The following is a 13,874-nucleotide window of genomic DNA, read 5'->3' on the forward strand; positions in this document are numbered from 1 at the left end:
GCCGCTGCTGGTGATCCGGACCGGGCCACCGCAGCGAGGGCGCGATTCTAAGGAATTAGCCGGTGACGAAGCAACTACCGCGTGCACTGACGTGCACCGGTGCACAGCGAGCGCGAGGCATGCGGCCGGAAAATTCCGCGAGCGACGGCCTCGCCGCCGCAGCGCCATAGCGATGCCATCGGCACGGAAGCCCAGCGCAGCGCTGTGGATTCCACCTCGATTCGAGGGTTGAAGAAGGGTCATCCCGACACCATGGGCAAAATCGCAAAGAGCCAGACCAAGGCGGCCGGCAAGAAAGCCACCAAGACGGCGACGAAAAAGGCAGCCGGCAAAGCGGCGAAGAAAGCGGTGAAGAAACCGGCAAAGAAAGCCACCACGAAAAAAAACGTGCGCAAGGGAGGCAGGATCGGCGTTCCCAGGCCGAACTGAGCCGCGGCTGCGGTCCCTGCCTCGCAGGCGTCCTTCGAAGGCCGGCAGTGCCGGCCTTTTTTTATTTGGGTCCGCGCGGACATCACGCCCCGGAAAACCTCAAGGCGCGCAGCGGCGTGGATCCGGCTCGAGGGCGCGCAAACCCCGTCCCGCCGTCACCCAGGCAATCTTGCAGCGCAGCAGCTGTTGCAGCTGCGCCGGCGTGCGCGTCTCGCCGCTCATCGGCCAGAGTCGGGTGGCGCCGTCGCTGCCGGTGGTGTAGGCCAGCCGTCCATCCGGAGCAAAGCCGGCCGCAAACGGCAGGATGGAGCCGGCATGCGCATTGAAGGAATACAGCAGTTCGCCATCCTGACTGTCCCAGATCCTGAGCCGGCCATCATCCGCCGCCGACAGCAGCAGACTGCCGTCCGGCGAGAAGGCCACGGTATGCACGGCGGCATTGTGGCCGCTGAGCGTGAGATAGCGGCGGCTTGGCAGATGCCAGAGCAGCATCGTCTTGCCGGCATCGGCGATGGCGATCTTGTCGCCGTCGCGACTGAACGCTCCCATGGAGAAGTGCACGGCGGCGGGATGATCCAGCCTCTGCAGCAGGCGCCCGCTGGCGACATCGATCACGAACGCCCAGCGCCGCTCGGCGAGCACCAGCAGCCGGCTGCCGTCGTCACTGAACACCACCGCGCTGATGGTGGTGGCCGGCGCGATCGCCAGCTGGCGCCGCCAGCGCGGGGCATCGGCTGCGGTCGGCTGCAGGTAGAGGGTGTCACCACTGCCGTATGCGAACTCTGCCTGCCGCGGGGAAAAGGCAAAGGCGCGGCTGAAGTCCGTTGCCAGCTGATGGCGCTGGCGATGCGTGCCCAGTTCCAGCACCCGGATACCGCCCTCCTTGATCGCTTGCGCCAGATAAGCGCCGCTGTGATCGAAGCCCAGATTCACCACCTTGGCCGCCACGCCGGCATAGCGATCCAGCAAGCGGTCGTCCGGCAGCGAATGCAGCTGCAGGGCGCCGCTCTCGTCGGCCAGCGCCAGCTGCCGGCCGTCTTTGGAGAGCGCCGCGCGCAGCGCAGGTGTGGCGCCGGCACCGAAGCCGGGCTGGCGCCGTCCCTGGGCGTCGTAGAGGCCGCCTTGCGAACCGCCCACGAAATATCGGCCGTCGCTGGCAAAGGCCAGCGGCGGTGCCTGATGCGTGCCGTCGCGATACTGCTGCTGCGCGGCTTGCGGCAGACGCCAGATCACCAGGGTGCCGTCATTGCCACCGCTCACCGCATGCTGGCCATCGGGCGCAAAGTTGAAGGCGTTGACGCCTCCGAGATGCGCATCGAGCGAGTACAAGGACGCGCCGCTGTCGGTATCGACCACCGACAAGCGACCTTCGCCGATCCGCGCCAGCATCGATCCCTCGGGATTCATCACCGCGGGATTGCCGGCCGGGTCCAGGAAGCGCTCGGCATACAGCAAGGCGCCGCCACGGCTCTGCCAGATGCTGACCTGCGCACGGGTCGCGGTCATCAGCCGCTGCCCGTCCGCACTGAAGTGCAGATCGCTGATGATGGCATTGTGTCCGCTGCTCATCAGCAGCGTGGCCGCGTCGACATCCCAGATCCGCACCGCACCGTCGTGCGTCGCTGCGGCCAGCAGCCGGCCGTCGCGACTGCAGTCCAGCACTACCGCCCGCCCCGGCAGCCCCTGAAAGCGGCGCAGCACCGGCACTCCGGCGCGGCGCGGATCACGCAGCTCGATGCGGCCATCCTGCGCGGCGGTGACCAGGCCGCGTCCGCCGCAATAGCGCGCGGTGCTGTAATCGCCGGCCAGTCGCTGCAGGCTGGCGCCAATGGCGCCGTAGTGCAGCGCGCGATCGGGTCCGAGCAGCACCACCTCGCGCTCGTCGTCCGACAAGGGGTTGGGCGACACGCCATAGTCGCTGTCGTCCAGCGACTCATCGTTCATCTTCTCGCGCAGCAGCAGCCGGCCGTCGCGGGCATCGAACAGGCGCATTTCGTGCCCCTGCCGTCCCAGGCTTTCCAGCCAGAACACGCGCCCGCCCAAACCAAACGCGCCGAAAAACCTGTCCACATCCCCCAGGGGCAGATCGAAGATCGGCTGCTGGGGCTGGGCCAGCAGATAGCCGCGCAGGTGCACATCGATGCCAATGGCGATGGCGCGCGTGAGATCCGCATTCACGTCCGCCAGCCACACCGGCACGCCGGTGCGGATGCGCAGTTGCTGCGGATCGACCGCGGCCATGGCGCGCGCCAGCATGAAGCGCAGGGCCGGCGTATCCAGACCCAGGCGATAGGCCTCGCCGAGATAGGCCGCCGCGCGCGCCTCGTTGTGCGCCAGCAGTTCCTCGCGGCCATTGCGGTAGAGCATCTCGATGCGCGCTTGCAAGGCCTGCGTGCGCAAGGCTTCCTGTTTCTCGGCCTGCTGCCAGTGCCAGGCGCTGAACAGGGACGCGGCCGCACACAATCCCAGCGCGCCGGCCAGCAGATGGTTGCGGATGCGGCGACGGCGTTCGCGACGGCGCAGCTCGTCGTAGCCGATGTCGAGCATGCCCGCGATCAGCTTCAGCGCCGCGCCGTCCCGGGTATCGGCCTTCAGGTCTGCCGCCAGGGGTTCGGGCGCGCGGCCGCAGACCTCGCCCTGCTCGTCGTAACGCTCCAGCAGCGCCGGGGGAAACACTTGCTGCCCGCCGGCGCTATCCAGGCGCAGACAGAGAATGTTGCGCTCGCGGCCCAGGCGCTTGAAGCTGCGCACTTCCTCATTGACCCAGCGCGATTGCGCCGCACCCGGCGAGCACAGCACGATCAGATAGCGCGACTGGTGCAGGGCCTGCTGCACCACCCCACCCAGATCCACGGAGCTGGGCAACTCGTCGCGGTCACGGAATACCGGCGCCAGGCGCGCCGGCACCTGGATGTCGTGCAGCGGCCTGCCCAGCAGATGGCGGGGTACGCGGTAACGTTCGAGATAGCGATGCAGCCACTGCGCCTCGCGACGGTCGCGGTGGTGATAGCTGATGAAAGCCCAATAGCGGAAACCCTGCGGCAACGTTCCCCCCGTCTCCCGATGCGCGCCAAGCCATCATAATGGTTCGACGCAGGCAGCAGGGGGAATGCGGTGCCGAACAGCCGAGGCAGCAGGGCCGGCGACAACCAGGAACAGCAGGCGCTGCAGCGCTATCTGCGCCGCGCCGAGGAACAGGCGCGGCACTGGCTGAGCGTGGGCGGCTGCGGCCATCTGCTGATCAGCGATGCCGAACAGGCGCATGCGCGGCGCCTGCTGGAGGAGCAGCTGCTGCCACCGCTGGCGGACACGAAGCAACGCTGGCAACTGTTGTCCGGCATGGCGCCCGGCGCCGATCTGCTGTTCGTCGAGACGCTCAGCCGCTGGCTGCAGGCCCGGGGAATCGAGTTCGATCTGATCGCCATCCTGCCGGTGCCGGCGGAATATCTGATCAGTGACTGGCAGCTGCGCTGCGAACAGGAGCAGCTGCATGTGAGCGCCATCACGCGGCGCCGCGTGCAGGCCCAGCTGGAGGCGCAGCTGGCCCAGGCACGCGAGGTGATTCCGCTGTTCGGCGAGGACGACGGTCCGGCGCAGTTTCGTTCACGCCGCTATCGCCAGCATCAATACCAGCGCCTGGCGGCGATTCTGGCGCAGCATCCGGAGCTCCTGTTCGGCATCGTGCGCCCGCAGCGTGGCGGCGCGCCCGGCGGTTCGCTGGAGGTGCTGGGCTGGCGCGAGGACCGGCGCCGCATCCCCAGCGATCTGCGTCTGCATCGCAATCACTGCGCTGCCCAGCCGCGCACCCTGGTGGTGAATCTCAGCGAGAGCGCGGGCGCGCTGCGCGCCGGACCGGACGATCCCGTGCAGCGCGTGCTGCAGCGCACGCAGGAAGCGAGTCAGAGCGGCAACGCCCTGGCCTGCCTGGACATCGTGCGCGCTGCGCAGCGTCAGGGTCTGCAGGATGTGCGCCTGGACTATCAGCTGATCCAGGCGCTGGCCAACACCGGCAACACCCAGCAGGCGCTGAATCATTACCGCGAGCTGGACCTGGGGCCGGAAGCGCACAGCGAGGACTGGCTGGCGCTGCGCGGTCGCCTGGAGAAGGACCTGGCGCTGCGCGCGCAGCCGCGCTCCTGGCGGCAGTTCGCCCGCGCCGCCGAAGCCTACGAAGCCGCGTTCAAGCGCCATGGCGGCTACTACAGCGCGATCAATGCCGCCAGCATGCGCCTGCTCGCCGGACAGGCGCGACAGGCCCACAAGCTGGCCGAGCAGACCCTGGAGCTGCTGGCCGTGCGCAGCGCACCGGATGAGATCGAACGCTATTACCAGCACGCCACCCGCGCCGAGGCGCTCTTGCTGCTGGGCGACGCCCAGGCCTGCGCGCTGGCGCTGCGCCAGGCCAATCCCCTGCTGCCACAGGACACCCTGCGCCGCAGCCGCACCCAGCAGCAGCTGCATCTGCTGTGTCAGGAGCTGGGACTGAGCACCGCGCCGCTGCGCGAGCTGCAGCTGCCGCCGGTGGTGCTGCTGCGCCAGCACGGCCGTCCGCCGCGCCGCCTGCAGCGTACGCAATGGCCGGCCCCGCTGCGCGAGCTGATCGCGCAGCGCAGCTTCATCAATCTCTGCCTGCAGACCCCGGGCGATCTGCTGCTCTGCGAGCGCCTGCACGAACAGGGGGCGCGCCTGTATCTGACCCTGCCGGTGCCGGCGCCGGAACTGGTGCGGCGCTGGCGTCAGCCTTCGCCACACAAATGCGAGGAACGCCTGACGGCCCTGCTGGACAAGGCACAGACCGTGATCGTGCAACGCGGCTTTCTGCCGCGCGAACAGAGCTGGCAGAACGCCGAGGCGCAGGCGCTGACCCTGGGGCTGTCGGTGCTCACGGCGGCGCGCACCGCGATGCAGTGGCGGCTGCTGGAGCTGAGCTGGAATGAAGACGGTCCGCGCTGCCTGCGCAGCGAACTGGTGGCCGAGCCCGCGCGTGAAGCGGCGCGCGCCTACGCGCTGGCCGGTCTGCCCACGGTCAAACCCAGCTCCAGCCAGCGGCGCATGGCCGGCCTGATCTTCGCCGACTTCTCCGGCTTCGCACGCCTGCAGGACAGCCTGTATCCGCGTTATTACCGCGAGGTGATCGGCGGCCTGGCGCGGCTGCTCGACCGCCACGGCCAGACCGTGCGCGTGCGCAAGACCTGGGGCGATGCCCTGCACGTGGTCACCGACGATGCCAGCAGCGCGGCGCTGATCGCCGTCGAGGTGCAGGCGTTCATGGAGAAACACCGCCTGCGCCATGACGGCATGCTCGGCGATCTGGAGCTGCGCGTGGCCGCGCATTACGCCCCCGTGTTCTCCGGCTATGACGAGGTGGAGCACCTGCCCGCGCACTTCGGCACGCAGCTGGCGTTTGCCGCGCGCATCGAACCGGTGGCACCGCCCGGCAGCATTTACGTCACGGAAAACTTTGCGGCGCGGCTGAGCTTCGAATCACCGCAGCGCTACATCCTGGAATACGCCGGCGAGGTGGAGCTGGCCAAGCACTACGGTGCTTATCGCCTGTTCGCGCTGCGCGCGCGCTGAGCGCAGACGCTCAGTCGCGAATCTTCAGCACCTGTTCCTGCACCTGCCCGTCGCGCAGACGCCAGGCACGCATTTCCAGCACGCCCTTGGTGTTGAGCGAGATCACCAGACTCAGCTCGCCCTCGCGCAGCTGCGCGGCCTCGGGCACCGCCGGCGCCAGCGGCTGCGACCACAGCACCGCCCACAGCTCTGCCTGTGCCGGCAGCTGCGCGCCGGGCACGTAGGCGCAAGGCTCCTCACCGCGGGCAGTCACCAGCCCCCGGATCGCTTCGGGCTGCGCGATCTGCGCCTCGTGCAGCAGGCGGATCGCGAGATTGCGCGGCATCACCAGTACGTCTTGTTTCATGTCAGTCTCGTTTGCCCGCAGACCGCGCAGGCCGGATCGATGCTCATGGTAAAGCGCCGCCACTGCATCTGCCGCGCATCCCAGACCTGCAGCGCGTTCAGATCCTCGCGCAGCCCCAGCAGATACTTGAGCGCCAGCAGCGCCTGCAGCGCGCCCACCGTGCCCACCACGGGTCCGAGGATGCCGGCCTCCTCGCAGGTTTCGGCCTGCTCGCCGGTATCCGGATACAGGCAGTCATAACAGGCGCTGCCGGCGGCGACATCGAACAGCGCCAGCTGGCCCTCGAAGCGGATCGCCGCGCCCGACACCAGCGGCTTGCGCGCGCGCACACAGGCGGCGTTGATGGCGCGTCGCGCCGGAAAATTATCGGTGCAGTCCAGCACCACATCGGCCTGCGCCACGGCAGCCAGGCCGGCTTGCGCATCCAGGGCCTCGATCTCGATGCCGGCATTGAGCGCGCGCAGCTGCGCCGCCGCCGCCTCGCTCTTGAGCCGGCCGACATCGCTCTGCCGGTACAGCACCTGACGCTGCAGATTGCTGGTGTCGACACGGTCGCGGTCCGACAGCAGCAGACGGCCGATGCCGGCGCCGGCCAGATACGCTGCGGCGATGCTGCCCAGGCCGCCGAGGCCGATCAACAGCACCGTGGAGTCACGCAAGAGCTGCTGGCCGTTGACGCCCAGCTCGCGCAACACGATCTGCCGGCTGTAGCGCGCCAGCTCGCTCATGCCCTGCCTCCGGTGGCGCGCTCGCGCTGTTCCAGATCGCGGCGCGTGTGAATGTCGGTGAAGCCCGCGGCGGCGAGCAGCCCGCGCACCGCTGCGCCCTGATCATAACCGTGCTCCAGCAACAGCCAGGCGCCCGCGTGCAGATGCGCATGCGCGCCGGCAATCACCTCGCGCAGCGCGCCCAGGCCATCGCCGCCATCGCTCAAGGCCAGCAGCGGCTCGTGCTGCAGCGCCTGCAGATGCGCATCCTCGCGCGCGATGTAGGGCGGATTGCAGACCGCCAGATCGAAGCGCTGCGCGCCATGCGCCTGCCACCAGCTGCCTTCGCGAAACGCCACCGCCAGGCCCAGGTGCTGGGCATTGGCCTGCGCCACCGCCAGCGCTGCCGGTGAAACATCGCTGGCGTGTACGCGCCAGCGCGGCCGTTCACGCGCCAGGGCCAGCGCCAGGGCGCCGCTGCCGGTGCCCAGATCAACGACCTGCGCCTCCTGCGCGGGACCAACGCTCAAGGCCCATTCCACCAGCAGCTCGGTTTCCGGACGCGGCACCAGCACCGCCGGCGTGACCTGCAGTTCCAGGCTCCAGAAGCCCTGCGTGCCGAGCAGGTAGGCCACCGGCTCGCCGGCGAGCCGGCGTGCCAGCAGCGCCGCAAAACGCTGCTGCGTGCCCGCGTCGACCACATCCTCGGCACGCAGCCAGAGCTGCGTGCGCGAACATTGCAGGGCATGCGCCAGCAGCAGCTCCGCATCCAGGCGCGCGCTGTCGCTGTGCGCGGCGAGCCGCGCACCGGCCTCATTCAACAGGTCCTGGCGCTTCACGCCTCGCCCAGTTCGGCCAGGGCCTCGGCCTGTGCTTCGGCCAGCAGCGGCTGGATCACCGGATCCAGATCGCCCTGCATCACGCGCTCCAGCTGATAGAGCGTGAGATTGATGCGATGGTCGGTGACGCGGCCCTGCGGGAAGTTGTAGGTGCGGATGCGCTCGGACCGATCACCCGAACCGACCAGCTTCTTGCGCTGCGCGGCGCGGGCGCTGGCGTTCTTCTCGCGCTCGGCATCGAGCAGACGCGCCGAGAGCAGGGCCATGGCCTTGGCGCGGTTCTTGTGCTGCGAGCGCTCTTCCTGGCACTCCACCACCACGCCGGTGGGAATGTGCGTGACACGGATCGCCGATTCGGTCTTGTTGACGTGCTGGCCGCCGGCGCCGCTGGAGCGGAAGGTGTCGAACTTCAGATCGGCCGGATTGATCTGCATCTGCGTCTCCTCCACTTCCGGCAGCACCGCCACCGTCGCCGCCGAAGTGTGGATGCGGCCCTGCGCCTCGGTCTCCGGCACGCGCTGCACGCGGTGCGCGCCGGACTCGTACTTGAGCTGCGAGTAGGCGCCAAAGCCGATCAGGCGCGAGATCACTTCCTTGAAGCCGCCGTGCTCGCCGGGATTGGCGGAGAGCAACTCCACCTGCCAGCCGCGACTTTCGGCGTACTTGGAATACATGCGGAACAGATCGCCGGCGAAGATCGCGGCCTCGTCGCCGCCGGTGCCGGCGCGGATTTCCAGGAAGACATTGTTGTTGTCGAGCGGATCACGCGGCACCAGATAGGCCTGCAGCGCGCTCTCCAGGCGCTCGATTTCGGCCTGCGCCTGCGGATACTCGGCCTGCGCCATGGCGCGCAGCTCGGCATCGCTGTCCTCGCGCATCAGGCCCAGATCGGCAAGATTGCGCTGCGCCTGCTGGTACGCGCCATAGGTGTCGGCCAGTGGCCCCAGCTGCGCGTATTCCTGCGAGTAGCGGCGGAACTTGTCGGCATCGGCGATCACCTGCGCATCGCCCAGTTCGCGCGCGAGTTCCTCGCGGCGTTCGTACATCTGATCGAGTTTGGCGAGCAGGCTGGCTTTCATGAGGAACCAAAGGCAATGACGAAGGACGGACCACGGAGTGGATCGCAGGCGCTGCGATCCGGCGCGCTTGAGCGCCGCTAAGCCTGGTCGTCGGGCAGTTCGAAAAGCTTACGCGCGGCGTTGAGCAGCAGCGACTGCTCCACCGCATCGGCGCGGCGCAGCACGCGCGAAGGGCCGTGCAGAATCTTGTTGCTGAGCGTGTCGGCGATGAAACTCATCACCTCATCGACCGAGTCGCCGGCGGCGAGCTTGCGCCGCGCCTTGTCCAGCACCTCGTCGCGGCTGGCGCGGGCACGGGCGCGGATCTCCTGGATGGTGCCGCCGGCATCGCGGCTTTCCAGCCAGCGCGCGAATGCCAGCGCCTGGTCGCTGATCAGCACCTCGGCCTGGCGCGCGGCCTCTTCACGCAGCTTCAGATTCTCGGCGATCACCGCGCGCAGATCGTCGATGGTGTAGAGGTAGATATCCTTGAGCTCGGCGATCTTCGGGTCGATGTCGCGCGGCACCGCGAGGTCGATCAGAAACACCGGCTTGCGCCGGCGCGTGCCGATGGCGGCAGCCATGGCCTCGCGCTTAAGCACCAGATGCTGGGCGGCGGTGCAGGAGATCACCAGATCGGCATCGCCCAGATAGCCGGGAATGTCATCGAGGCTGATCGCATAACCGTGCACCTCGCGCGCCAGGCGCTCGCCGCGCTCCAGGCTGCGGTTGGCGATGATGATGCGCCCCACGCCATGCTGCTGCAGATGCCGCGCCACCAGCTGCACCATCTCGCCGGCGCCGATCAGCAGCGCGGTCTGCCCTTCCAGGCTGGCGAAGATGCGCCGCGCCATCTGCAGCGCGGCATAAGCCACGCTCACCGGATGCGCGCCGACCTCGGTCTGCGAGCGCACCAGCTTGGCCACCGAGAACGCATGCTGGAACAGGCGCGAGAGCACCGGCCCCAAGGTGTGCTGCTCGCTGGCCACCGCGAAGGACTGCTTCATCTGACCGAGAATCTGCGGCTCGCCCAGCACCATGGAGTCCAGACCGCAGGCCACGCGCAGGCTGTGCGTCACGCTGCCCAGATCGCGGTGCGTGTAGAGGAATTTCTCCAGGTAGCCGTCCGGCGCCTGCCGTTCGCGCCGCCACCATTCCAGCAGCCGCGCCTCCTCCTCCAGCGCCGTCACCGCCATGATCTCGGTGCGGTTGCAGGTGGAAATGATGGCGGCTTCGTCGATACCGGGCAGCGCGCGCAGGCGGTGCAAGGCTTCGGGCAGCTCGATCTCGGCAAAAGCCAGCCGCTCGCGCGCCTCCACAGGCGCACGGTGATGGCTGAGACCCAAGGTGAATAAGGCCATGGCTGTCCGGGCGGATCGATGCCGGCATTTTACGTGTCGGCGCAGCGAACCGCAGCTAAGGGATTGCCGTGGGGCACTTTTGGCACTCCGGACGGCGGCGGCGCGGCGCCCGGCGGCTGAACTGTGCGAGTACCATACGGTCTCAAAGCCAAGTCTCTTTTCGGATTCGCCAATGCGCCTGCCTGTCCTTGCCCTCGTTCTCGGCTCCTGTCTGCTGCTGCCGGGTGGCGGCGCGCTGGCCGCGGCAACGCAGCGCAGCCCGGAGCAGCTGGAGCGCGAGGCCGAGGCGCAGTTTCATGTGGTGGCCGGCGAGATGGCGGCCGGGCGCAAGCAGCCGGCGCTGGCGGCCCAGGAATTCCTGCAGGCGCTGGAGATCGTCGACAGCGCCGATCTGGCGCGCCGCGCCACAGCCCTGGCGATTCAGGGCGGCGACCAGGATCTGGCCCTGCAGGCGGCGCGCCGCTGGCTGGCCATCGAGCCCACGGCCATGGACCCGCGCGAGGTGATTGCGCAGGTCTCGCTGCTGAACAATGACAGCGAGGAAACCCAGGCGCAGGCCAAGGCCATCATCGAAGGCCATGCCGGCGGCGTGGACGATGCCTTCAAGCTGGTGGCCAGCATTCTCGGCCGCGGCGGCGCCAGCAATGCGAGCACCGCGCTGCAGGTGATGCAGAACCTGGTCGCGCAATATCCCAAGTCGGTGAGCGCCGCACACGCCATGGCGCTGCTGGCCCTGCGCTTCGGCCAGCTGGACCTCGCCGATCAGGCTTCGAAACAGGCGCTGCTGCTGGCGCCCAAGTCCAAGGACGAGAAGCTGCTGCGTGTCGGCGTGCTGGTGAAGCAGCAGCAGATCACGCAGGCCGATGCCCTGGTCGAAGAGATGAGCCGCCAGGATGCGCAGAGCGATGATCTGCGTCTGGCCTACGCCAAGCTGCTGCTCGAATCGACGCAGCGCGAACCCGCGCGCGCGCAGCTCAAGAAGATTCTCGAACACTCGCCCAAGAACCAGGACGCACAGTTTGCCCTGGCGGTGATGGCCATCAGCGATCACGACTACGCCTATGCCGAGAAGACCCTGAAGCCGATGCTCGACGGCGAGCGCGGCCAGGACGCGGCGCTGCAGCTGGGCCGCGCGGCGGAGCTGCAGAATCAGCCGCAGGCGGCCCTGGATTATTACGACCGCGCCACCAGCGGCACGCAGGGCTTCGAGGCGGCGGTGCGCAAGGCTTCGCTGCTGGCACAGCTGGGCCGCATCGATGAGGCACGCGCGCTGCTGCGCGATCTGCGCGCGCGCTATCCGCAGCTCTCGGCCCGCTTCACCATCGCCGAGGGCGAGCTGCTGGTGAACAGCAACCGCAGCGACGAAGCCCTGCAGGTGTTCAACGAGGGCATCGATGACAATCCCGAGAATCTGGACCTGCTCTACGGCCGCTCGCTGGTCTACGAACGCCTGGACAAGATCACCGAGGCGGAAAAGGATTTGCGCGCGGTGATCGCCGCCGATCCCGACAACGTGCGCTCGCTCAACGCCCTGGGCTACATGCTCGCCGTGCACACCAAGCGCTACGACGAGGCACAGAAGCTGATCGCGCAGGCGCTCAAGCTCGATCCGGACGATGCTGCGATCATGGACAGCATGGGCTGGGTGGAATACAAGCGCGGCAACGCCAGGCAGGCCCGCGATTTTCTGCAGCGCGCGTTTGCCAGCTTCCCCGACCCGGAAGTTGCCGCACATCTGGGTGAGGTCTTGTGGAGCCTGGGCAGCAAGGATCAGGCACGCGAAATCTGGAATCAGGCGCTGCGCGGCAGCCCGGATCACCCCGTGCTCAAGGAAACCATGCAGCGCCTGCAGCGATGAAGCCACTGCTGCGCGCGGCGGCGCTGGCCCTCGGCCTGGGCCTGGGCGGCTGCGCCAGTCTTGCGCCGCAGCCCTCGGCGCCCGGTGAAGACGCCGGCGCGCGCGCCGCCTGGCTGGCGCATCGCGATGCGCTGTCGGGCATCAGCGCCTTCACGCTCGACGGTCGCGCCGCCAACAGCCTGGGCGTGAAAGCCGATCTGCACTGGCAGCAATACGCCGATGGCCACTTCGAGGTGCGCATCGCCGGTCCTCTGGGCAGCGGCGCCACCGCACTGTCCGGCACCGCGCAGCGCGTGCTGATCCGCAGCGCGCAGGGCGAGGAACTCAGCGACGATCCGGAAGCCTGGCTGCAGGCGCACGCCGGCTGGAGTCTGCCGCTGCGCGGTCTGCGCTGGTGGGCGCTGGGCCTGCCGGCACCGGATGCGCCGGCACAGACCCAGCTCGATGCGCAGGGACGCCTGGCGATACTGCAGCAGCAGGGCTGGACCCTCTCCTATAACGAGTACACTGAGGTCGATGGCCTGGCCTTGCCGCGGCGGCTGGAAGCCAGTAACACCCAGCTGCGCGTCAAATTGTTGATCGACCGCTGGCAGGACGTTCTAAAATCCGCGCCCGCCGACGGCCATTGATGGGCCCTCGTCCCTGATCAAGCCAAACGCGATGCTAGAAGCCCGACCCGTTGTGCTGTCGAGCCCGCTGTCCAGGGGATTCCCCTGGCCCGCGCCGGCCAAACTCAATCTGTTTTTGCATGTCACCGGACGCCGTGCCAACGGCTACCACGAGCTGCAGACCCTGTTCCAGTTCGTCGATGTGGGCGACAGCCTGCACATCACGCCGCGCGGTGATCAGGAGCTCAAGCTCAGCGGCGCGCCGGCCGATCTCGCCGGCGAAGACAATCTGATTCTGCGCGCGGCGCGGCTGCTGCGGCAGGCTTCCGGCGTGCCCCTGGGCGCGGAGATTCATCTGCGCAAGCAGATTCCGGTGGGCGGCGGCCTGGGCGGCGGCTCCAGCGACGCGGCCACCACGCTGGTGGCGCTCAATCGCCTGTGGAACCTGGGCTTCCCGCTGCACGAGCTGGCGGAACTGGGCCTGCAGCTGGGCGCCGATGTGCCGGTGTTCGTGCGCGGTCAGGCGGCCTGGGCGGAAAGCCTGGGCGAGCGGCTGACGCCGGTGGACATCGAGCAGCCCTGGTATCTGATCCTCACCCCGCCGGTGCAGGTATCCACCGCGGAAATCTTCGGCGCGCCCGAGCTGCGCCGCGATCATCCGCGCGTGCAGCTGGCCGATTACCTGGCGGGGCGCTGCGACAACGACTGCACGCCGGTGACGCTGGCGCGCTATCCCCTGGTGGGCGAAGCGCTGAGCTGGCTGAACCAGCATGCCCCCGCGCGCATGTCCGGCACCGGCGCCTCGGTGTTCGCAGCCTTTGCCAACGAGGCGGCGGCGCATCGCATCGCGCGCCAGGTGCCGCGCAGCTGGCACAGCATCGTGGCGCGCGGCTGCAATCGCTCGCCGCTGCTGGAAGTCATTGACCGTTCCTGACAGCGCAAAAGGTCCGGCGGGCGTCGCGGCGGCGAAAAAGCTTCCGATATAATGCGCGCCCCCTGATTCGTCAGGGCGCTACTGGGGCGTCGCCAAGTGGTAAGGCAGCGGGTTTTGATCCCGCCATTCGGTGGTTCGAGTCCATCCGCCCCAGCCA

General features: G+C 68.5%; 11 protein-coding genes and 1 tRNA gene. 6 read left to right on the forward strand and 6 right to left on the reverse strand.

Features of this window, described 5'->3' with window-relative positions:
* Positions 1-99 precede the first annotated feature (99 nt).
* A complete protein-coding gene (locus BMY12_RS20235) occupies positions 100-429 on the forward strand; it encodes a hypothetical protein (protein WP_177188874.1) in 330 nt (109 codons plus the stop codon).
* A gap of 99 nt (positions 430-528) precedes the next feature.
* Here BMY12_RS20235 and BMY12_RS06255 read toward each other — a convergent pair whose 3' ends face one another.
* Complete coding sequence (locus BMY12_RS06255) at positions 529-3,474, reverse strand: toll/interleukin-1 receptor domain-containing protein (protein WP_093283530.1); 2,946 nt, start codon at positions 3,472-3,474, stop codon at positions 529-531.
* 69 nt (positions 3,475-3,543) lie between these two features.
* Between BMY12_RS06255 and BMY12_RS06260 the strand changes: the two genes are divergently transcribed.
* A complete protein-coding gene (locus BMY12_RS06260; RefSeq protein WP_093283532.1) occupies positions 3,544-6,006 on the forward strand; it encodes an adenylate/guanylate cyclase domain-containing protein in 2,463 nt (820 codons plus the stop codon).
* Positions 6,007-6,016: 10 nt separating this feature from the next.
* Here the strand turns inward: BMY12_RS06260 and BMY12_RS06265 are convergent, their stop codons facing one another.
* From BMY12_RS06265 to hemA, 5 genes are all read right to left on the reverse strand, one after another.
* Positions 6,017-6,352, reverse strand: coding sequence for a hypothetical protein (locus tag BMY12_RS06265; protein WP_093283535.1), 336 nt, complete (start codon positions 6,350-6,352; stop codon positions 6,017-6,019).
* On the reverse strand, positions 6,349-7,080 hold the full coding sequence (locus tag BMY12_RS06270; RefSeq protein WP_093283537.1) for a HesA/MoeB/ThiF family protein: 732 nt from the start codon (positions 7,078-7,080) through the stop codon (positions 6,349-6,351). Before BMY12_RS06270 ends, BMY12_RS06265 begins: the two co-directional genes overlap by 4 nt.
* Positions 7,077-7,898 (reverse strand): peptide chain release factor N(5)-glutamine methyltransferase, encoded by an 822-nt coding sequence (gene prmC, locus BMY12_RS06275; RefSeq protein WP_218140107.1) that lies wholly within the window; start codon positions 7,896-7,898, stop codon positions 7,077-7,079. The genes BMY12_RS06270 and prmC overlap by 4 nt, the downstream gene beginning before the upstream one ends.
* A complete protein-coding gene (prfA, locus tag BMY12_RS06280; protein WP_093283540.1) occupies positions 7,895-8,977 on the reverse strand; it encodes a peptide chain release factor 1 in 1,083 nt (360 codons plus the stop codon). Before prfA ends, prmC begins: the two co-directional genes overlap by 4 nt.
* 77 nt (positions 8,978-9,054) lie before the next feature.
* Entirely contained in the window at positions 9,055-10,317 is a 1,263-nt protein-coding gene (gene hemA / locus BMY12_RS06285; protein ID WP_093283542.1) for a glutamyl-tRNA reductase, read from the reverse strand.
* A gap of 172 nt (positions 10,318-10,489) precedes the next feature.
* On the opposite strand from hemA, the gene BMY12_RS06290 reads away from it, so the two are divergent.
* From BMY12_RS06290 to BMY12_RS06305, 4 genes are all read left to right on the forward strand, one after another.
* The gene (locus BMY12_RS06290; RefSeq protein ID WP_093283545.1) at positions 10,490-12,175 is read left to right on the forward strand and encodes a tetratricopeptide repeat protein; all 1,686 of its coding nucleotides are present in this window, start codon (positions 10,490-10,492) and stop codon (positions 12,173-12,175) included.
* A complete protein-coding gene (lolB, locus tag BMY12_RS06295) occupies positions 12,172-12,804 on the forward strand; it encodes a lipoprotein insertase outer membrane protein LolB (protein WP_093283547.1) in 633 nt (210 codons plus the stop codon). Before BMY12_RS06290 ends, lolB begins: the two co-directional genes overlap by 4 nt.
* Before the next feature lie 31 nt (positions 12,805-12,835).
* The gene (gene ispE, locus BMY12_RS06300; protein WP_093283550.1) at positions 12,836-13,717 is read left to right on the forward strand and encodes a 4-(cytidine 5'-diphospho)-2-C-methyl-D-erythritol kinase; all 882 of its coding nucleotides are present in this window, start codon (positions 12,836-12,838) and stop codon (positions 13,715-13,717) included.
* 82 nt (positions 13,718-13,799) lie between these two features.
* Positions 13,800-13,874, forward strand: a tRNA-Gln gene (locus BMY12_RS06305).

It is taken from the genome of Solimonas aquatica (genome assembly GCF_900111015.1).
Classification (GTDB): Bacteria; Pseudomonadota; Gammaproteobacteria; order Nevskiales; family Nevskiaceae; genus Solimonas; species Solimonas aquatica.

What these genes read in the sequence shown, in the direction of transcription:
- hemA (WP_093283542.1), bottom strand. Translation starts at nt 10,317, where the DNA reads ATGGCCTTATTCACCTTGGGTCTCAGCCATCACCGTGCGCCTGTGGAG.
- prfA (WP_093283540.1), bottom strand. Translation starts at nt 8,977, where the DNA reads ATGAAAGCCAGCCTGCTCGCCAAACTCGATCAGATGTACGAACGCCGC.
- BMY12_RS06290 (WP_093283545.1), top strand. Translation starts at nt 10,490, where the DNA reads ATGCGCCTGCCTGTCCTTGCCCTCGTTCTCGGCTCCTGTCTGCTGCTG.
- BMY12_RS06265 (WP_093283535.1), bottom strand. Translation starts at nt 6,352, where the DNA reads ATGAAACAAGACGTACTGGTGATGCCGCGCAATCTCGCGATCCGCCTG.
- BMY12_RS06270 (WP_093283537.1), bottom strand. Translation starts at nt 7,080, where the DNA reads ATGAGCGAGCTGGCGCGCTACAGCCGGCAGATCGTGTTGCGCGAGCTG.
- ispE (WP_093283550.1), top strand. Translation starts at nt 12,836, where the DNA reads ATGCTAGAAGCCCGACCCGTTGTGCTGTCGAGCCCGCTGTCCAGGGGA.
- lolB (WP_093283547.1), top strand. Translation starts at nt 12,172, where the DNA reads ATGAAGCCACTGCTGCGCGCGGCGGCGCTGGCCCTCGGCCTGGGCCTG.